The organism is Pseudomonas sp. NPDC086112, from assembly GCF_044746425.1.
In the GTDB taxonomy this organism is placed as follows: domain Bacteria; phylum Pseudomonadota; class Gammaproteobacteria; order Pseudomonadales; family Pseudomonadaceae; genus Aquipseudomonas.
In genome coordinates this window covers 135515-153579 of record NZ_JBIVCD010000011.1, presented here as the reverse complement: position 1 = coordinate 153579, position 18065 = coordinate 135515, and the positions used below count along the sequence as shown (strand labels likewise).

At 59.4% G+C, this 18065-nt stretch carries 20 protein-coding genes; 7 read left to right on the top strand and 13 right to left on the bottom strand.

The window, feature by feature from the left end; all coding sequences use genetic code 11:
* The 3 genes from ACIPLA_RS11100 to dapA form a co-directional block, all read right to left on the bottom strand.
* Positions 1-728: MBL fold metallo-hydrolase (locus ACIPLA_RS11100; protein ID WP_401173147.1), on the bottom strand; the 728-nt coding region annotated here is incomplete at its 3' end.
* A gap of 4 nt (positions 729-732) precedes the next feature.
* Complete coding sequence (gene bamC / locus ACIPLA_RS11095) at positions 733-1848, bottom strand: outer membrane protein assembly factor BamC (RefSeq protein WP_218398181.1); 1116 nt, start codon at positions 1846-1848, stop codon at positions 733-735.
* A 17-nt stretch (positions 1849-1865) separates the two neighbouring features.
* A complete protein-coding gene (gene dapA / locus ACIPLA_RS11090; protein ID WP_030132650.1) occupies positions 1866-2744 on the bottom strand; it encodes a 4-hydroxy-tetrahydrodipicolinate synthase in 879 nt (292 codons plus the stop codon).
* 326 nt (positions 2745-3070) lie between these two features.
* Here dapA and ACIPLA_RS11085 point away from each other — a divergent pair, with 326 nt between their 5' ends.
* Together ACIPLA_RS11085 and ACIPLA_RS11080 are read left to right on the top strand one after the other, a co-directional pair.
* Entirely contained in the window at positions 3071-3631 is a 561-nt protein-coding gene (locus tag ACIPLA_RS11085) for a glycine cleavage system protein R (protein ID WP_007898662.1), read from the top strand.
* 10 nt (positions 3632-3641) lie between these two features.
* On the top strand, positions 3642-4115 hold the full coding sequence (locus ACIPLA_RS11080; RefSeq protein ID WP_401173146.1) for a peroxiredoxin: 474 nt from the start codon (positions 3642-3644) through the stop codon (positions 4113-4115).
* 143 nt (positions 4116-4258) lie between these two features.
* Here ACIPLA_RS11080 and ACIPLA_RS11075 read toward each other — a convergent pair whose 3' ends face one another.
* Together ACIPLA_RS11075 and ACIPLA_RS11070 are read right to left on the bottom strand one after the other, a co-directional pair.
* Positions 4259-5329 (bottom strand): AI-2E family transporter, encoded by a 1071-nt coding sequence (locus tag ACIPLA_RS11075; protein ID WP_218398185.1) that lies wholly within the window; start codon positions 5327-5329, stop codon positions 4259-4261.
* Positions 5330-5360: 31 nt separating this feature from the next.
* The gene (locus tag ACIPLA_RS11070; RefSeq protein WP_007898654.1) at positions 5361-5600 is read right to left on the bottom strand and encodes a sulfurtransferase TusA family protein; all 240 of its coding nucleotides are present in this window, start codon (positions 5598-5600) and stop codon (positions 5361-5363) included.
* A gap of 97 nt (positions 5601-5697) precedes the next feature.
* Here ACIPLA_RS11070 and ACIPLA_RS11065 point away from each other — a divergent pair, with 97 nt between their 5' ends.
* Positions 5698-7131 carry a M48 family metalloprotease gene (locus ACIPLA_RS11065; RefSeq protein WP_401173145.1) on the top strand — a complete coding sequence of 478 codons (1434 nt, stop codon included), beginning with the start codon at positions 5698-5700 and terminating at the stop codon, positions 7129-7131.
* A 77-nt stretch (positions 7132-7208) separates the two neighbouring features.
* Here the strand turns inward: ACIPLA_RS11065 and ACIPLA_RS11060 are convergent, their stop codons facing one another.
* The gene (locus tag ACIPLA_RS11060; protein ID WP_218398189.1) at positions 7209-8639 is read right to left on the bottom strand and encodes a DegQ family serine endoprotease; all 1431 of its coding nucleotides are present in this window, start codon (positions 8637-8639) and stop codon (positions 7209-7211) included.
* 34 nt (positions 8640-8673) lie between these two features.
* On the opposite strand from ACIPLA_RS11060, the gene ACIPLA_RS11055 reads away from it, so the two are divergent.
* A complete protein-coding gene (locus tag ACIPLA_RS11055) occupies positions 8674-8880 on the top strand; it encodes a hypothetical protein (protein ID WP_123499080.1) in 207 nt (68 codons plus the stop codon).
* Between the two features lie 6 nt (positions 8881-8886).
* Here ACIPLA_RS11055 and ACIPLA_RS11050 read toward each other — a convergent pair whose 3' ends face one another.
* Genes ACIPLA_RS11050 through rpoE form a run of 3 tightly spaced genes read right to left on the bottom strand, consistent with a single transcriptional unit; the run spans position 8887 to position 11057 of the window.
* Complete coding sequence (locus ACIPLA_RS11050) at positions 8887-9849, bottom strand: MucB/RseB C-terminal domain-containing protein (RefSeq protein ID WP_123499083.1); 963 nt, start codon at positions 9847-9849, stop codon at positions 8887-8889.
* An 8-nt stretch (positions 9850-9857) separates the two neighbouring features.
* Positions 9858-10445, bottom strand: coding sequence for a sigma-E factor negative regulatory protein (locus ACIPLA_RS11045; RefSeq protein WP_007898648.1), 588 nt, complete (start codon positions 10443-10445; stop codon positions 9858-9860).
* 30 nt (positions 10446-10475) lie between these two features.
* Positions 10476-11057, bottom strand: a complete 582-nt coding sequence (gene rpoE / locus ACIPLA_RS11040; RefSeq protein WP_003172477.1) for an RNA polymerase sigma factor RpoE — start codon at positions 11055-11057, stop codon at positions 10476-10478.
* Between the two features lie 557 nt (positions 11058-11614).
* Between rpoE and nadB the strand changes: the two genes are divergently transcribed.
* On the top strand, positions 11615-13231 hold the full coding sequence (nadB, locus tag ACIPLA_RS11035) for an L-aspartate oxidase (RefSeq protein ID WP_008074472.1): 1617 nt from the start codon (positions 11615-11617) through the stop codon (positions 13229-13231).
* Here the strand turns inward: nadB and ACIPLA_RS11030 are convergent.
* Both ACIPLA_RS11030 and ACIPLA_RS11025 read right to left on the bottom strand, forming a co-directional pair.
* On the bottom strand, positions 13200-13652 hold the full coding sequence (locus ACIPLA_RS11030; RefSeq protein ID WP_401173144.1) for a protein YgfX: 453 nt from the start codon (positions 13650-13652) through the stop codon (positions 13200-13202). The two genes, nadB and ACIPLA_RS11030, sit on opposite strands and share 32 nt — an antisense overlap.
* A complete protein-coding gene (locus ACIPLA_RS11025) occupies positions 13636-13890 on the bottom strand; it encodes a succinate dehydrogenase assembly factor 2 (protein ID WP_007898624.1) in 255 nt (84 codons plus the stop codon). Before ACIPLA_RS11025 ends, ACIPLA_RS11030 begins: the two co-directional genes overlap by 17 nt.
* A gap of 148 nt (positions 13891-14038) precedes the next feature.
* Here ACIPLA_RS11025 and ACIPLA_RS11020 point away from each other — a divergent pair, with 148 nt between their 5' ends.
* Entirely contained in the window at positions 14039-14980 is a 942-nt protein-coding gene (locus tag ACIPLA_RS11020; RefSeq protein ID WP_401173143.1) for a YgfZ/GcvT domain-containing protein, read from the top strand.
* Between the two features lie 35 nt (positions 14981-15015).
* The gene (locus ACIPLA_RS11015) at positions 15016-15837 is read left to right on the top strand and encodes an HDOD domain-containing protein (protein WP_218398193.1); all 822 of its coding nucleotides are present in this window, start codon (positions 15016-15018) and stop codon (positions 15835-15837) included.
* Between the two features lie 91 nt (positions 15838-15928).
* Here ACIPLA_RS11015 and ACIPLA_RS11010 read toward each other — a convergent pair whose 3' ends face one another.
* Positions 15929-17317 (bottom strand): sensor histidine kinase, encoded by a 1389-nt coding sequence (locus tag ACIPLA_RS11010; protein ID WP_218398195.1) that lies wholly within the window; start codon positions 17315-17317, stop codon positions 15929-15931.
* Entirely contained in the window at positions 17310-17981 is a 672-nt protein-coding gene (locus ACIPLA_RS11005) for a response regulator (protein ID WP_007898613.1), read from the bottom strand. The genes ACIPLA_RS11010 and ACIPLA_RS11005 overlap by 8 nt, the downstream gene beginning before the upstream one ends.
* Positions 17982-18065 lie beyond the last annotated feature (84 nt).

Sequence of the window (18065 nt, the reverse complement as noted above, 5' to 3'; positions counted from 1 at the left end):
TCTTGATAGGCCAGTTGCAGCCAGTCCGGGTCGCACCCGAGGGTGTCGACAAAACATTGCCGGGCCAGCTGCGGCAGGTTGTTCTTGCTGCTCAGATGGGCCAGGACCAGGTGTTGCAGGCCTTGCCAGCCCAACTCGGCCACCAGGAATGCCGCCTGATGGTTGTTCAAATGTCCCAATTCACCGCCCACCCGCTGCTTGAGAAAGTACGGGTAGTGACCGCGAGCCAGCATGTCACGGCAATGATTGGACTCGATCATCAATGCATCGAGGTCCCGGTAGCCGTCCAGCACCTTGTTGCAATATGAGCCCAGGTCGGTCAACAGGCCGAAACGCCGCTGACCGTCGCTGAAGACATACTGCGTCGGCTCCTGTGCATCATGGGCCACGGCAATGACGCCGATGCTCAGGTTACCGATTTGCAATTGCTCGCCGCCAGCCAGAAAGCCTGCGGGTTCAATCGGTTTGCGCATCCCGCGCAGGGTCCCGCGACTGAGGTAGACAGGCAGATTGTAACGCCGAGACAGCAAACCCACGCCATGCACGTGGTCGGCATGTTCGTGGGTCACGAGTATCGCGCTCAGCTGCGAAGGGTTCACACCCAGTCGCAGCAGGCGTTTTTCGGTTTCTCGCAGGGAGAAACCACAATCCACCAGTACATACGTGTCGTCGCTGGCTATCAGCGTGCCGTTCCCTTGGCTACCGCTGCCGAGAACGGCAAAACGCATGTGATCAGCCCAGGTTGTCCTGAATCACGCTCAACACTTTACGCGCCACGTCTGCTGGCGCCACGGTGTTGATGTTTTTCTCGACGGTGACTTGGACGTTCTCGCCAACCTTGCTCAGGCGAACCTGATAACGCTCGGCGCGGGCTTCAACTTCTTCCTTGTCCGGCTTACTGCCGAACAGACCGCTGAAGAAACCTGGTTTCTCGTCCTTTTTCTCGGCTTTTTCGGCGAGGTTGATGTAGTACAGGCCCAGGCTGCGGTTGATGTCTTCAACACGCCATTCGCCCTGTTCCAGCGCACGACCGACACTCGACCAGGCACGATCCAGGTCGGAACCGACGTTGAGCACCGGGTTGCCGCTGCCGTCCTCGGTCAGGCTGACACGGCTTGGCGTATCGAAATCACGGGAGGCCAGCATGGAGACCGAGCCGCCCTTCTCCGAGGTACGGCTCATGCTCGCGAGCATGTCGTCGACCAGTGCTGCATCCAGGCCGGTGTTCACCGAACGATTGGTGAAATCCACGTTGGCGGTGCTGCCGGCAGGACGCTCGGCGCTGACCACGTAAACTTCACTGGTGTTGCGTTGCACGCCTGGTTCGATACGCACCCGCACACGGCTTTCACTGTCGGCGCCGACACCGGCTGCGCTCAGGCGCTTGGCCATTGCTGCGGACAGTTCGTCGGAATGCTGCCAGGTGGTGGTGAATTCGCCAGTTTGCGGGCGTTGCTCGTCCAGACGGAATCCGTTGTCCTGGAAGAACTGCACGGCCACGGGCCAGACTTCGGCCGGTGGGTGCTGGGCCATGACCCAACGCGAATCGCCGCTCTTCTGCAGGGTGTAGTCGCTGGCATCAGCCGCGGCCGACAGCGGCTGCGGACGAGGCACGATGTATTCGCCCTTGGCGGTATCGTCAGCCACGTTGCGAGGGATCGGCAACAGCGGATCCAGACGCTTGGCGGTGCTGACGTCCGGTGGCAGTTGCATCGGTGCAGTCTGTTGCGCTTCCAGGTAGTCGCTACCGCGGTCACGGAAATAACCTTCCGGGCCCCAGACCCATCCGCAGCCACTGGTGCTGGAGATGATCAAGGCAAGTGCGGAAAGTCCGGCCAATCGCTTCATGCGTAGTACTTCCTCAATTAAACCAGGACGCCGGACTGGCGCATGGCCTGCCGCAGCGGTTCGTGACAGGCAGCGCTGAGCCAGGTGAGCGGCAGACGGATACCGTCCGGCATCAAGCCCATTTCATGCAGAGCCCATTTCACGGGGATAGGGTTGGATTCGATAAACAGGGTTTTATTGAGCGGCATCAGCTTTTCGTGGATCGCCCGGGCCTTGACGGCATCACCGGCCATGGCCGCGGCACACAACTCGCTCATGGCACGCGGTGCGACGTTGGCGGTCACCGAAATATTACCCTTGCCGCCGAGCAGCATCAGCTCGACCGCGGTCGCGTCGTCACCGGAATACACCAGGAAGTCGCTGCTCACGCCGGCCAGGATGTCCTTGGCGCGCTGCAGGTCGCCCGTGGCTTCCTTGATGCCGATGATGTTCTTCACGGTCGACAGGCGGATCACCGTCTCGGCCTGCATGTCGCATGCGGTACGGCCCGGCACGTTGTAAAGGATCTGCGGGATGTCGACGGCTTCGGCGATTGCTTTGAAGTGCAAGTACAGGCCTTCTTGCGTCGGCTTGTTGTAATAAGGGGTTACCAGCAGGCACGCGTCGGCGCCGGCGTTCTTCGCGTTGGTCGTCAGTTCGATCGCTTCGCGCGTCGAATTGGCGCCCGTACCGGCGATCACCGGAATACGCCCTGCAACCTGGGCAACCACGCGACGAATCACTTCGATGTGTTCGTTCACGTCAAGCGTGGCCGACTCACCTGTAGTGCCGACCGCCACGATGGCGTTGGTGCCCTCTTGCAGGTGGAAGTCCACCAGTTTGCTCAGGCTGTCCCAGTCGAGACGACCCTGTGCATCCATGGGTGTGACCAGTGCCACCATACTGCCCGCAATCATGCAACCGCTCCTGCCGGAAAAAGAGAGCGGTAATGGTACTGGCGCCAAGATGCTTGTACAAGCGAAGTACTGCGCTGCTGCCATTCCCCTTGGCGCTGCTTTTCGCTACCCTTCAGACTTTGATCGGTACTGATAAGCTCGTACGCCGTGTTCCAGCCTCCATTTTCGGCATCACAAGCCCCGATCCAGCGTTGCCACCCCTCGCTCTCGCCACTCTGGAGCACGTCGCAACCTTCGGCCGGGTTTTCTGAATTCGCATCCGCAGGCTCGTCCCGGTAAAAAAAGCCCTTAAAAGTATCGACCGCTCATCGCTTTAGGAATGCTGCATGTCCACCCCCACAGTTCGCGAACAATTCCTTGTCATCAGTGCCCTCGGCGCCAACCCCATGGAGCTGACTAACGTCCTGTGCCGTGCCAGCCATGAAAACCGCTGCGCCGTGGTCACCTCTCGTCTGACCCGCCATGGCGAATGCAGTGCGCTGATCCTCGAGATCTCCGGCAGTTGGGACGCCCTGGCGCGCCTCGAGGGCAGCCTGCCAGTGCTGGCCAAACGGCACGCCTTCACCGTTAACGTGGTCCGCAGCGCGGCCCTGGAGAACCGTCCCCAGGCCCTGCCATACGTTGCCTACGTCAGCTCGGCCTACCGTCCGGACATCATCAACGAGCTGTGCCAGTTCTTCATGGATCACAACGTCGAACTGGAGAACCTGACCTGCGACACCTATCAGGCTCCGCAGACCGGCGGCACCATGCTTAACGCCACGTTCACCGTGACCTTGCCGGCCGGCACCCAGATCAGCTGGTTGCGTGACCAGTTCCTGGATTTTGCCGACGCCATGAACCTGGACGCACTGATTGAACCGTGGCGCCCACAAAACCCAATGTAAGGAAGCTTTCATGGCCGTATCCATCGACCAACCGGTTGCCGACTTCGAAGCACCCGCCACCAGCGGGCAATCCGTCAGCCTCGCGGGCCTCAAAGGCAAGCAAGTGGTGATTTACTTCTATCCGAAGGACAGCACGCCGGGCTGCACCACCCAGGGTCAGGGTTTTCGTGATCAGCTTGAAGCTTTTAAAGCCGCCAATACCGAAGTTTTCGGCGTGTCTCGCGACAGCCTGAAATCCCATGAAAACTTCAAGGCCAAGCAGGCGTTCACCTTCGAGCTGATCAGCGACAAGGAAGAAGCGCTGTGCCAGCAATTCGACGTGATCAAGCTGAAAAAGCTCTACGGCAAGGAATACATGGGCGTTGATCGCAGCACGTTCCTGATCGACAAGAACGGAGTACTGCGTCAGGAATGGCGCGGCGTGAAGGTGCCGGGGCATGTGGATGCGGTTTTGGCTGCGGCTCAGGCGCTGAACAAGGCCTGATCATTTGGGCGTCTGTCCGGACGCCTTCGCGAGCAAGCCCGCTCCCACAGTTGACCGAGTTACCCGGGCAAGCACGGTCTAATGTGGGAGCGGGCTTGCTCGCGAAGAGGCCCTCTGCCCCACCGCATAACCCGCACCGACAATTAAAGCAGCGGCGCCACCATCGGTTCCTTGCGCGGCCAGGCATCCAGCACAGCCTTGAACAGCGTTGCCAGGGGAATCGCAAAGAACACCCCCCAAAAGCCCCACAACCCACCAAACAACAGCACCGCGCAAATGATCGCCACCGGGTGCAGGTTGACCGCTTCCGAGAACAGCAGCGGCACCAGCACGTTGCCGTCCAGTGTCTGGATGATCCCGTAGACCGCCATCAAATAGATGAACTGATCGCTCCAGCCCCACTGGAACAGTGCAATCAGCAGCACTGGCACGGTCACCACCACCGCCCCGACGTAAGGCACCACCACCGACACACCCACCAGCAACGCCAGCAGCGCCGAATAGTTGAGCCCCAGCGCCACGAACGCGATGTAAGTCACCCCACCGCAAATGAAGATTTCGATGACCTTGCCGCGAATGTAATTGGCGATCTGCCGGTTCATTTCCTGGGCGACCCGGGTAATCAGCGCCCGCTCGCGCGGCAGATAACCTCGGACCCACTGGCCGATCATCTCCCGGTCCTTGAGAAAGAAGAACACCAGGATCGGCACCAGCACCAGGTAGATCATGATGTTCACCAGCAGCGGCAGGCTCGACAGTGAGAATGTCAGCGCCCACTGGCCGAACTTGCCGATCTCGCCCCGTGCCACCTCGATCGCCTGCAGCACTTGCTCATCCGATACCAGATGCGGATAGCGCTCGGGCAGCAGCAACAGCAGCGACTGCCACTTGGCGAGCATGCCGGGCAATTCGTTGAACAGCGTGATCAGTTGGTGCCAGAGCAGCGGTACCACGACGATGATAAAGACCAGCAACACCCCCATGAACAACGCGAAAACCAGCCCCACCGCCACGCCACCCGGCACGCGCAGGCGCTCGAGGGTCACTACCAGCCCCTGCATCAGATACGCCAGCACCATACCGGCCAGTACGGGCGCGAGCATTCCACCCAGGGTGAGCACCGCGGTAAATGCCAGAAACAGCAGCACCGCCAGCACCACGGCTTCTTCATCCGAGAAGTAGCGCTGAATCCAGTCGCGTAACACCTTGAACATCAATAATCCTTAGAAACGAACGCAGCAGGTTTCAGGCTTTTTTCAACCAATAGCGGTAAACGCCCGCCTCATCTTCTTCACGAAGCAGCGTATGACCGGCCAATCGGGCAAAGGTGCGAAAGTCGCGCTGGGAACCTGCATCGGTGGCGATCACCTTGAGTACCGCACCGCTGGCCAGTCGGTTGAGCTCCAGTTTGGCTTTGAGCAACGGCAGCGGACAATTCAGACCGCTGGCGTCCAGTTCGGCGTCGTGGGTTACTGCGTCAGTCATTGAATCACTCCGGGGCGGGGGTTAAGCCGCTTAGAATATCTGGTCCCAAGCGTAGTGTCCGGCTACAGTAAGGTCTTTGTCGACTAAGGCTTTGTGCATGACTTTTTTGCGCCCTACCCTGCTGACGCTCGCTTGCCTGCTCGCCTCACCGGGCTTCGCCGACGACTTGCCGTCACTTGGTGACGCCAGTTCTGCCATCGTCTCGCCGCAACAGGAACACCAATTGGGCCGTGCCTGGCTGGCGCTGTTGCGCAGTCAGGTGTCGCAGCTCAACGATCCGCAGCTCAAGGATTACGTCGAATCCAGCGTCTACCGTTTGGTAGAAACCAGCCAGGTCAATGACCGGCGTCTGGAGTTCATCCTGATCAACAGCCCGCAGCTCAACGCTTTTGCCGCGCCGGGCGGAATCGTCGGCGTCAACGGTGGCTTGTTCCTCAATGCCCAGACCGAGGGCGAATATGCTTCGGTAATGGCCCACGAACTGGCTCACTTGTCGCAGCGTCATTTCGCCCGCGGTGTCGAAGCGTCGCAACGCATGCAAGTGCCCATGATGGCTGCGCTGCTGGCTGGCATCGTGATTGCTGCGGCCGGTGCAGGCGATGCAGGGATCGCGGCCATTGCCGGTACACAGGCAGCGGCGATTCAGGAACAACGACGCTTCTCGCGCCAGAACGAACAGGAAGCCGACCGTATCGGCATCATGAATCTGGAAAAGGCCGGCTACGACCCGCGCTCGATGCCGACCATGTTCGAACGGCTGATGCGCCAATACCGCTTCGACGCCAAGCCACCAGAATTCCTGCTGACGCACCCGGTAACCGAATCGCGGATCGCCGACACCCGCAACCGCGCCGAACAGGCCAAACCGGGCGGTATCGAAGACAGCATGCGTTATCAGCTGATTCGCGCACGTGTGCAACTGATCTATGAAGAAACCCCAGGCCTGGGCGCCAAGCGCTTCCGGGCCCAACTCGATGAAAACCCGAAAAATGACGTGGCGCGCTATGGCCTGGCGATCGCCCAGATCAAGGGCGGCCAGCTGAATGAGGCTCGGGAGAACCTCAAGCTGCTGCTGGCCAAATCGCCGAACGAGATCATCTACAACCTGGCACAGGTCGATCTGGACATCACCAATAATCGTCTGCCCGATGCTCAATCTCGGGTCGACCGGATGCTCACTCAATACCCCGGCAACTACCCGCTGAATCAGGTGCGCGTCGACCTGTTGCTCAAGCAGAATCGAGCGGCCGATGCGGAAAAAGCACTGGAAACCCTGCTCAAGAGCCGACCCGATGATCCGGACGTCTGGTACATGGTGGCCGAGACTCGTGGCTTGTCGGGCAACATCATCGGCCTGCATCAGGCTCGTGCGGAGTACTTTGCGCTGGTCGGCGACTATCGCCAGGCAATCCAGCAACTGGACTTCGCCAAGCGCAAGGCTGGTAGCAACTTCCCGCTGTCATCGCGGATCGACGCACGCCAACGTGAGTTGATGGAGCAGGAACGCATGGTCAAGGACATGATGGGCTGACCGCTTCAGAAACAAAAAATCCAGGTACAAAAAAACCGCCTCTCTCGAGGCGGTTTTTTATTCAGCCGACAACCGGTTTATTCAGCCAGTTTGAAGGTGATGAAGCTGGCGCGTCCTTGACGCAGAACTCGCATCGACACCGAGCGGTTCTTCGGCAGCGCCTTGGCAATGTCCGTGAACTCCTTGGAGGAGCCAATCGCCTGGTTGTTCAGGTGAGTGATCACGTCGCCCGGCTGCAAGCCGATCAGGGCAGCAGGACCGTCCTGAACTTCCTTGATCACCACTCCACCCTTGAGGTCGAGGGTTTTCTTCTGCTCTTCGGTCAACTCGACCACGGAAACACCCAGGCGATTGCTGCTGCGCTCGACGCTGGATTTAGGCAGGGCGTCCAGCTCTTTGCCTTCCTCAGGGATAGCGCCGACGGTCAACTCGACGTTCTTGCGCTTGCCTTCGCGGATCACTTCAAGATCAGCTTTCGAGCCAGCCTTCAGCGCGCCCACCAGATGCGGAAGATCGGCAGACATGACGATCGGTTGACCATTCATGCTGAGGATCACGTCGCCCACTTGCAGACCACCCTTGGCAGCCGGACCGTCATCCTGGATCTGAGCCACCAGCGCACCGGCCGGCTTCTCGAGACCGAACGACTCGGCCAGATCCTTGTTCACTTCCTGGATGACTACGCCCAACCAGCCACGACTGACTTTACCGCCGCTTTTCAGCTGATTGGAAACGTCCATCGCCACATCGATAGGGATCGCGAACGACACGCCCATGAAGCCGCCGGAACGGGTGTAGATCTGCGAGTTGATGCCGACCACTTCACCGGCCAGGTTGAACAGCGGACCACCGGAGTTACCCGGGTTGATCGGCACGTCGGTCTGGATGAACGGCACATAGTTTTCGTTCGGCAGGCTACGGCCGATGGCGCTGACGATACCTTGGGTCACCGTGTGATCAAAACCGAACGGCGAACCGATGGCCACGACCCACTGACCGGCTTTCAGGTCCTGGGACTTGCCAAGCTTCAGAACCGGCAGGTCCTTGCCTTCGATTTTCAGCAAAGCAACGTCGGAGCGCGGATCGGTACCGATCAGCTTGGCCTTCAACTCACTGCGATCGGCGAGGCGCACGAGAATCTCGTCGGCATCGGCAATCACATGGTTGTTGGTCAGGATGTAACCGTCGGACGAAATAATAAAGCCCGAGCCCAGGGATTGCGCTTCACGCTGACGATCGCCACGGGGGGAACGCGGCTGCTGCGGCATGCCCCGTTCAAAGAACTCGCGCAGCATCGGCGGCAAGCCTTCAAGGTCAGGCATTTGCTCGCTGGACACCTTACGGTCCGGCAGCTTCTGGGTAGTACTGATGTTAACCACCGCGGGCGAGGCTTGCTCGACCAACTGCGTGAAGTCAGGCAACTCGACCGCTTGCGCAGCGACCGCCTGACCGAGCACCAGCACGGTGGCAAAAATGGAGAGATAAGACTTCAAGCGTGGTATCGACATACGGCTCCCGTTACGACGAGCATGGTTAAGCGATATGGAGCAAGGAACACCGGAAACGATACGCCGGTATTTTTGTTCCGGGAACAACAAACAAGGCCAGAGCCGAGGGGTTCTGACCTATAAAAAAAATTCGGGATATTTGCAAATGAAAATGCTCGGCAAAACATTTCGAGACATTAATGGCGCGACAGCCATTACCGATCCCCGCTCCAACCAGCCCCAGATAGGCGAGCACGGCTGACTCAACTCACTGCTTGCTGGTAGCCGCGGCATCGTTGCGCATGGACAGCGCAATCCGTTCGGCGGTGCCAATCGGTATTTCACCGACAACGGTCACCATCATCTCGCCTTGCGGTGTAGTCAATCGCCGGGAGACAGCAACGGTTGGCCCCAGCTGGGTGCGCGTATCAGTGACTGTTGCGCCATTCAACGGCTCAAGGAATACCGAGAATCGGGCCAGACCGTCGTCGAACATCAGACTGTTGACCTGGGCTTTGGTCTCCGGGTCCTTGTGAGAGGTACTGCTGGTCAACTCGAAACCTGGCGGTAACCAGTCCGAATGCCAGACCTGCGCAGTTTTGACGGCGGAAGCCTTGTCACTGTCGAGGGTAATAGGTTTGCAATCAGAACCTGCCTGCAAATCGCTGTCGGAAGGCATCTGGGCAGTGTCCAGTCGGGTGAACTGGAACCGTTCGAGCAGTTGCCCTTTGTCATTGAGCAGCAATGACTTCAACGGCAATCCGGTTTCCTTGTCCAGATGCAGCTCAAAACCGTAACGATGCTGATCGCGAGGCTTTAACGACACGATCACCGCCGCACGCCCGGCCACACGCGACTTGCCAATGACGGCAAGGTCATACCAATTCTTTAGCTTTTGTGGATCGAGTGCCCGAGCGGTGGAGTTGGGTGTGTCCCCCAGCCCTGCTATCAGGGTGCCGCTCACGCATTGAGTATGCCCATCAATGCGCACGACTTCCTGTGCCGAGCCGTCGAGCTGGAGTAAACGCTCGCGGACCTTGCCATCCTGGACGCGATGCCAGATGTTATGGGTAGAGAAACTACCGTTACGCTCGTAGACGAAAGTACCGTGGAAGCTCTGCGTTTGCTCCGCCTGCCCCAGACGCTTCAGCCAGTCCTGGGCTTCATCGGCGTGGGCTGGAACAACAAACCAGCCGCTGAGCAGAAGCGTAAGTAGAGGTATGGCGCGCATGATCCTCCTTAACGGTTTTCCAGACTTGCTGCACGAGCGTAAGGCAGAGCGCTCTCAGTACCTTTCAATGCAGCCTGTTGAGCATGTTGGCGCAAGTAACCTGGCAGACGCTGATCGTGCCAGCCTGGCTGACCTTGCAATACGCCGTTGGCCATAGGGCCAGTGGCTTCCGAGCTCTCATTGTAGCCTGCCAATACAGCGGGGCCCTTGACCTGAGGAGCGGTCAGACCCGGTTGACTGGATTGCTGGGCCAACTCGACACCGGCGATCTCGTCCTGGTTATACAGACGAACACCTGCCAGCACGGCAACCGTCACCGAAGCAGCAACTGCCAGACGACCCAGGCTGCGCCATGGACCGCGAGAAGCTTTTGCCGGTACGGCTTCGTCAGCCAGCGCAGCAGAGACTGCCGCAGCGATGTCCAGACGAGGAAGCAACAAATCCTTGTGCATAACTGCCCGAGCGATCTGGTAACGAGCCCAGGTATCGCGGGTTTCAACATCGTCGAAGGCATTCAACACCCGACGCAATTCCAATTCGTCCGCTTCGTTATCCATCACTGCGGACAGCGATTCCTGCAGGGCTTCACGACTCATGGCGTTCCTCTCTTGGCTGTCGCCGCTGTCTCAGTTTTCCTGCAACAACGGCTGCAGGGCTTTATCGATGGCCTCCCGGGCGCGGAAAATCCGGGAGCGCACGGTACCCACCGGACACTGCATGACGCTGGCAATGTCCTCGTAACTCAGACCATCGAATTCACGTAAAGTTAAAGCCGTACGCAAATCTTCTGGCAGTTGCTGAATGGTTCGATGGACGGTGCCTTCGATCTCATCCCGCAGCAATGCACGTTCTGGCGACTCGAGATCCTTGAGGCCATGGTCGCCGTCGTAGAACTCTGCATCCTCGGAACTGACATCGCTATCCGGCGGCCGGCGGCCGCGTGAAACCAGATAGTTTTTCGCCGTGTTGATGGCGATGCGGTAAAGCCACGTATAAAACGCGCTGTCTCCGCGAAAATTACCAAGTGCACGGTATGCCTTGATAAAGGCTTCCTGTGCGACATCCTGGGCTTCATGGGTGTCGTGCACGAACCGCACGATCAACCCGAGAATTTTGTGCTGGTATTTCAGCACTAGCAGATCGAAAGCTCGCTTGTCGCCGCGTTGAACGCGCTCGACCAGCTGCTGATCCTCTTCCTGGGTTAGCATGAACACTCCTCGATAAGCTCGAAGGAGGCTTGCATTACTGAACGACCAGACTTGCAAACATAGACTCGGGCTTTTCGCAAAAGTTCTCCCCCTCCAAGCAAGTTTCCTGCGGGCTCTGATTTGGCACGCACGAAAAGCGCAGCGCGGGATAACCCGGCTGCGCGAATAATCTTGTCATCGGATTCATCAGCAAGGACCCAATCGCAAGTCCTGCACCGAAGCCGACGCTGTCCCTTGTTTCAGGCAACCGTCTATTGATCTTGGGCCTTTGGCAAAAGTTCCATATTTATAGCTGCCCGAAACCGACATTGTGCAACCGTGAAGAGAAAAAGACTGTTAAATCCGCGATACAGTCCTCTTGTCGCCGAAGCCATCAAAAAAACTTCCGACGAAGTGTCCAGCCTTTTCCGTCACAGTAGTTTCACAATGCCATGCTGGCCCGGCTATTGTGCCGCTCCCCCCCTCTATATACTAGTGGGCTGTGTGGCTGTCTTGACTCGCCGATCCAGCTGTCTTGCGCCAACCCCGTCCCGGGTCGCTTTGAGCGGAATCCTGAAATGAGCCAACAGTTTCAACACGATGTTCTGGTAATTGGCAGCGGTGCTGCCGGCTTGAGCCTTGCGCTGACCTTGCCCGGTCATTTGCGCATCGCCGTATTGAGCAAAGGCGACCTCGCCAATGGCTCAACCTTCTGGGCTCAGGGTGGTGTCGCTGCCGTTCTGGATGACACCGACACTGTCGAGTCCCATGTCGATGACACCCTCAACGCCGGTGGTGGCCTGTGCCATGAAGATGCCGTGCGCTTTACGGTCGAGCACAGCAGAGAGGCGATTCAATGGCTTATCGACCAAGGCGTGCCCTTTACCCGCGATGAACAGTCCGGCACCGAAGATGGTGGTTTCGAGTTTCACCTGACCCGCGAAGGCGGTCACAGCCATCGGCGCATCATCCACGCAGCTGACGCAACGGGCGCAGCGATCTTCAGAACCCTGCTCGATCAGGCCAAGCAGCGTCCCAACATCGAACTGCTGGAGCAGCGGGTCGCGGTCGACCTGATCACCGAAAAGCGCCTGGGCCTTGAAGGCGACCGTTGCCTCGGCGCCTATGTGCTTAACCGCGGCACCGGTGAAGTCGACACCTACGGCGCACGCTTCGTGATCCTTGCCTCGGGCGGCGCGGCAAAAGTCTACCTCTATACCAGCAACCCCGACGGTGCTTGCGGTGATGGCATCGCTATGGCCTGGCGTTCGGGCTGTCGGGTGGCGAACCTGGAATTCAACCAGTTCCACCCCACCTGCCTTTATCATCCACAAGCCAAGAGCTTCCTGATCACCGAAGCCCTGCGCGGCGAAGGCGGCCATCTGAAGCTGCCCAATGGTGAACGCTTCATGCAGCGTTTCGACCCACGGGCCGAGCTGGCACCACGGGACATCGTCGCCCGCGCCATCGACCATGAGATGAAGCGCCTGGGTATCGACTGCGTCTATCTGGATATCAGCCACAAACCCGAAGATTTCATCAAGACGCATTTCCCGACGGTTTATGAACGCTGCCTGGAATTTTCCATCGACATCACCAAGCAACCGATCCCGGTGGTACCGGCGGCGCACTACACCTGCGGCGGCGTGATGGTCGATCAGCGGGGCCGCACCGATGTGCCGGGCCTGTATGCGATTGGCGAAACCAGCTTCACCGGCCTGCATGGCGCCAACCGCATGGCCAGCAACTCGCTGCTGGAGTGTTTCGTTTACGCTCGTTCGGCGGCGGCGGATATTCTTGAGCAGTTGCCAGAAGTATCGATTCCAACCGCCCTGCCCGTTTGGGATGCGAGCCAGGTCACCGATTCGGACGAAGACGTGATCATTGCGCACAACTGGGATGAACTGCGGCGATTCATGTGGGACTACGTCGGCATCGTGCGCACCAACAAGCGCCTGCAACGGGCCCAGCACCGAGTGCAACTGTTGCTGGACGAAATCGACGAGTTCTACAGCAACTATAAGGTCAGCCGGGATTTGATCGAGCTGCGCAACCTTGCTCAGGTAGCAGACCTGATGATCCGGTCAGCCATGGAGCGCAAGGAAAGTCGCGGCCTGCATTACACCCTCGACTATCCGAACATGTTGCCGGTCGCCCTGGACACTATTCTGGTGCCGCCCACCTACGCCGACTGAACTTGAGCCGAACCCGCAGGCGTCGGTGCACATCCGCCGCCTGCGAATCGCGCGGCACACAGATCGCCCTGATCCGTCGCTCATCGCGCAGACGAAAACGCAGCACCACAATCAATGGCAACGCCAGACTGTCCGGCCGTAGCTGTACGGGCTGCCAACCTACCGCCTGATTCCACAACTGCCAACCATCGGCATCGCGACGCAAGCCGCGAAACGCCTGAGGGTGTGTCAGCAAAATCTGTCGCGGCAATGCCCAAACGCCATGAGCCAGGCAGCAAAAAGCGCCGAGCAAACTGGCCCAGACCGGCATGGAAAGAAGAAACAACGAACCCAGCGCGAAAAGCTGGGCCAGAAGATACGCCGCCAGCAACTGCCGTGAGGCATGCCAGCGGCATTCGAACGCGTTATTTGGGCTGGACACGATCCAGGATCATGCGAACCATGCGCTGAAGCTCCGGATCTTCCGATTCGGCACGTTCCATGAACCAGCCGAACATGTCCTGATCTTCGCATTCGAGCAGCCTGACGTAGCACGCGCGATCGACCTCGTTGAGGTGCGGGTAAACTTCCTTCACAAACGGCACCAGCAACACGTCAAGCTCAAGCATGCCACGGCGGCTGTGCCAGTAGAGGCGATTCAGTTCAACATCTTCGACCATGGAGCGCTCCTCAAATAGGCGGCAAGTATACAGCCCCGGGCCCGCTCGAACAGTCGGCGTTGGTCGCCCCTATCGATCCTTTGTGAACTACCCATTTCATGGGCGCCCCCTTATGATGTCCCTCGGACTCTTTACCCTGCGATGACCCATGGCCGATTCTGCTTTTTTCTGCACCCTGTCTCACGAAGGCGTTCTCGCGGTACGCGGCGCGGATGCCGGCAAATTCCTGCAAGGCCAATTGACTTGCAACCTTAATTACCTGAGTGACACCCAGGCCAGCCTTGGCGCGCGCTGCACGCAGAAAGGCCGGATGCAGTCGAGTTTCCGCATTCTGCTCGAAGGCGACGGTGTGCTCATGGCGATGGCCAGCGAACTGCTGGAGCCGCAACTGGCGGACCTGAAAAAGTACGCGGTGTTCTCCAAATCGAAACTGACTGATGAAAGTGCCCATTGGATTCGCTTTGGCCTTGAGCATGGCGATGCAGCACTGGCCAGCCTGGGCCTGGAACTGCCGGCAGAAACCGACAGCGTCGTGCGCAATGACGGCCTGATCGCCCTTCGCGTCTCGCCGGATCGCGCTGAACTCTGGGTTCGCGCCGATCAGGCCGACGCCATCAAGGGCAAGCTGTCCGCTCTGTTGGCCGAAGGTGAATTGAACCAATGGCTGCTGGGCCAGATCCGCGCCGGGATCGGCCAGGTCATGCCGAGCACCCGCGAGCTGTTTATCCCGCAGATGCTCAATCTGCAAGCCGTCGGTGGCGTGAGTTTCAAGAAAGGTTGCTACACCGGCCAGGAGATCGTCGCGCGCATGCAATACCTGGGCAAGCTCAAGCGCCGTCTGTATCGCCTGCAGCTGGAAGCCAGCGAATTACCGGAGCCCGGTACCCAACTGTTCTCCCCGACCCACGGCAGTTCGATCGGTGAAGTGGTGCTGGCCGCCCGCGCCGGGCAAAACATTGAACTCCTTGCCGTGCTGCAAGCCGAAGCGGCAGAAGATGGCAACCTGCACCTTGGCGCACTCGAAGGTCCGGGCCTGCATCTGCTCGACTTGCCTTACCAACTGGATCGCGATCGCGAAATCCAGCGTTAATAGCAGCACTTGTCGCAATACCCTAGAGAAAAGAAATGAGCGAGCTGGCGGATAAGGTCCAACAGGATTTGGTTGAGGCCATCGATAACGATGACCTGGTTCTGCCAACGTTACCGGAAGTGGCCCTGCAGATTCGCAAGGCCGCCGAAGACCCGGAAATCAGTGTCAGCACATTGAGCAAAGTGATTGGCCGCGATACCGCGCTGTCGGCGCGCCTGATCAAAGTGGTCAATAGCCCGTTGCTGCGCGCAACCCAGGAAGTGACTGATCTGCACACGGCCATCACCCGGCTGGGCGTCAATTACAGCAGCAACCTGGCCATCGGCCTGGTGATGGAACAGATCTTCAATGCCCGTTCCGAAGTGGTGGAACAGAAAATGCGCGAAGTCTGGCGCAAGAGCCTGGAGATCGCCGGCGTCAGCTATGCGCTGTGCCGCAGTTACACACAGCTCAAGCCTGATCAGGCCGCGCTCGGCGGGCTCGTGCATCAGATTGGTGTACTGCCGATCCTGACCTACGCCGAAGATCACTATGAATTGCTGTCTGACCCGGTCAGCCTCAACCATGTGATCGACCGGATTCACCCGCTGCTCGGCGATAAATTGCTCAGGGTCTGGGAGTTTCCTGAAATGCTGGTGCAATTGCCGGGGCTGTATCTGGATTTCAAACGGCAATCGGAGCGGGTCGACTATGTCGATCTGGTGCAAGTGGCCAGCCTGTATTGCCACAAGGACACCGATCATCCACTGGCCCGTATCGATCCCTTCAGCGTGCCGGCCTTCAAGAAGCTGGGGATCGATCCGGAGAACGAGGCGATGTGCAGGGATCTGGAAGAATCGCGGTCGATGTTTTACTAAGAGCTTCGCGGGCAAGCCTCGCTCCTACAAAAGCATCGTATATATTTTGTAGGAGCGAGGCTTGCCCGCGAAGAGGCCATAAAAAACACCATCACTCTCCAGCAATAAAACTCACCCGCACCTTCAACCCCGCCTGCTCGCCATCGTGCAGGCTGATCTGTGCCAGGTGGGCGCGGCAGATCTCGCCAACGATGGCCAATCCAAGTCCCGATCCGGCCACCTGCTCGTTACGCCGATAAAAACGCTCGAACACCCGATCCCGCTCTTCAAGGGGAATTCCCGGGCCATCGTCCTCAACCTCCAGCACCGCCGGTGCCATGACCCGCAAGATCACATTGCCGCCCGGTGGCGTGTGGGCCAGTGCGTTGTCCACCAGGTTGCTCAACAATTCATTCAACAGCGTCGGCTCGCCGCGCAGCCACACCGGCTCGTCGGCTTCCAGCGCCAGCGCCACGCCACGTGCATGGGCCAACGGCGCCATGGCCATGCCCAGCTCACGGGCCAACTGACTGAGGTCGAGTAACTGCGCACCGCCCTCGGCGATTGCCCGGGCGCCATTCTCGACCCGAGCCAGCGAGAGTAATTGATTGGCCAGATGGGTCAGGCGATCCGTGCCCTGGGCGGCGGTTTCCAGGGTGCTGCGCCAGGTTTCGGGTTCGTTCGACCGCAAGCCCAGTTCGAGCCGTGCCTTGAGCGCCGCCAACGGGGTACGCAATTCATGAGCGGCATCGGCGATGAACTGTGCCTGACGCTCGAACTGTCCGCGCAAACGCTCGGTAAAGTGATTGAGCGCACGCACCAGCGGCCCCAACTCGTGCTGCACTTCCACCAACGGCAAGGGCCGCAAGTCATCGGGCTGACGCTCTTCCACCGCCGTGCGCAAGCGCTCCAGCGGGCGTAGCGCCGCACTGACCGCAAACCACACCAGCAGCAGCGCACCGATCGCCAGCATACCCAGACGCAACAACGTGTCGGCCATCAGGCTGCGGGCCATGCGAACCCGCGCCTCATCGGTTTCCGCCACGCGAATTTCCGCCATGCCGTTCATGTTCGGCTCGCTGACCGCTTTGAGCAGGCTGACCACTCGCACGTTCTGCCCTTGATAAGTGGCGTTATAGAAACGTGCCAGCGCCGGATAATCATCGGTACGTGGCGTTCCCGGCGGCGGTGGTGGCAGGTTTTCGTAGCCCGAGATCAGCTTCTGATTGATGTCATTGACCAGGTAAAAAATTCGTCCGGCGCTGTCGTAGGCGAACGTATCGAGGGCCACGTAAGGCACGTTGGCGCTGAGGCTGCCGTCGCGCTGGGACAGGCCGGCGGCGATGGTCCGCGCCGAGGCCAGCAGGGTCCGGTCATAAGCGGTGTCGGCGGCTTCGCGACCGTTCCAGTACGCGCTCAAACCACTGGCGAGCATCAACACCACCAACAGCAGCGCGAGGTTCCACAGCAACCGCCAACGCAGGCTGCTGAGCCTATGCATCGCGGCTTTCCAGCAGATAGCCAAGGCCGCGGAAGGTCACGATGGCCACCGGTTGGCCGTCGAGTTTCTTGCGCAAGCGGTGGACATAGATTTCGATGGCATCGGGACTGGCCTCCTCGTCCAGACCGAACACCTGGGCGGCCAGTTGCTCCTTGCTCATCACCCGACCGGGACGGGCGATCAGGGCCTCGAGCACCGCCTGCTCGCGGGAGGTCAGGGTCAGCAATTCTTCGCCAAGGGTAAAGCGCCGGGTGTCCAGGTCATAGGCCAGCACGCCACAACGCTGCTGGCGTTCACCGCCGAGCACACTGCGGCGCAGCAAGGCTTTGACCCGGGCTTCGAGCTCTGTCAGTTCGAAGGGTTTGGCCAGGTAATCGTCGGCCCCAAGGTTCAGGCCATGGACCCGATCCTTGACGTCGCTGCGGGCGGTCAGCATCAGCACCGGCAGGTTCTTGCCCCGGGCCCGCAAGCGCGCCAGCACTTCGAAGCCATCCATGCGCGGCAGGCCGACATCGAGGATCGCCACCGCGTATTCCTCGCTGCTCAAGGCCAGGTCGGCCGCCACACCGTCGTGCAACACATCCACGGTCAGCCCGGTGCTCTTGAGCGCCTGGGCGACACTTTCGGCAAGCTGCAGATGGTCTTCAACGAGCAGAACACGCATGGATCTTTACCTCATTCAGGGATGGTCGACGCCATTCTTTGGCGCGGAGTTTACAGCCGCATCCGTCGCTGTGAAGCCCGAAAA

Coding starts and splice junctions, on each gene's coding strand:
- bamC (WP_218398181.1), bottom strand. CDS start 1,848: ATGAAGCGATTGGCCGGACTTTCCGCACTTGCCTTGATCATCTCCAGC.
- dapA (WP_030132650.1), bottom strand. CDS start 2,744: ATGATTGCGGGCAGTATGGTGGCACTGGTCACACCCATGGATGCACAG.
- ACIPLA_RS11085 (WP_007898662.1), top strand. CDS start 3,071: ATGTCCACCCCCACAGTTCGCGAACAATTCCTTGTCATCAGTGCCCTC.
- ACIPLA_RS11080 (WP_401173146.1), top strand. CDS start 3,642: ATGGCCGTATCCATCGACCAACCGGTTGCCGACTTCGAAGCACCCGCC.
- ACIPLA_RS11075 (WP_218398185.1), bottom strand. CDS start 5,329: ATGTTCAAGGTGTTACGCGACTGGATTCAGCGCTACTTCTCGGATGAA.
- ACIPLA_RS11070 (WP_007898654.1), bottom strand. CDS start 5,600: ATGACTGACGCAGTAACCCACGACGCCGAACTGGACGCCAGCGGTCTG.
- ACIPLA_RS11065 (WP_401173145.1), top strand. CDS start 5,698: ATGACTTTTTTGCGCCCTACCCTGCTGACGCTCGCTTGCCTGCTCGCC.
- ACIPLA_RS11060 (WP_218398189.1), bottom strand. CDS start 8,639: ATGTCGATACCACGCTTGAAGTCTTATCTCTCCATTTTTGCCACCGTG.
- ACIPLA_RS11055 (WP_123499080.1), top strand. CDS start 8,674: ATGGAGCAAGGAACACCGGAAACGATACGCCGGTATTTTTGTTCCGGG.
- ACIPLA_RS11050 (WP_123499083.1), bottom strand. CDS start 9,849: ATGCGCGCCATACCTCTACTTACGCTTCTGCTCAGCGGCTGGTTTGTT.
- ACIPLA_RS11045 (WP_007898648.1), bottom strand. CDS start 10,445: ATGAGTCGTGAAGCCCTGCAGGAATCGCTGTCCGCAGTGATGGATAAC.
- rpoE (WP_003172477.1), bottom strand. CDS start 11,057: ATGCTAACCCAGGAAGAGGATCAGCAGCTGGTCGAGCGCGTTCAACGC.
- nadB (WP_008074472.1), top strand. CDS start 11,615: ATGAGCCAACAGTTTCAACACGATGTTCTGGTAATTGGCAGCGGTGCT.
- ACIPLA_RS11025 (WP_007898624.1), bottom strand. CDS start 13,890: ATGGTCGAAGATGTTGAACTGAATCGCCTCTACTGGCACAGCCGCCGT.
- ACIPLA_RS11020 (WP_401173143.1), top strand. CDS start 14,039: ATGGCCGATTCTGCTTTTTTCTGCACCCTGTCTCACGAAGGCGTTCTC.
- ACIPLA_RS11015 (WP_218398193.1), top strand. CDS start 15,016: ATGAGCGAGCTGGCGGATAAGGTCCAACAGGATTTGGTTGAGGCCATC.
- ACIPLA_RS11010 (WP_218398195.1), bottom strand. CDS start 17,317: ATGCATAGGCTCAGCAGCCTGCGTTGGCGGTTGCTGTGGAACCTCGCG.
- ACIPLA_RS11005 (WP_007898613.1), bottom strand. CDS start 17,981: ATGCGTGTTCTGCTCGTTGAAGACCATCTGCAGCTTGCCGAAAGTGTC.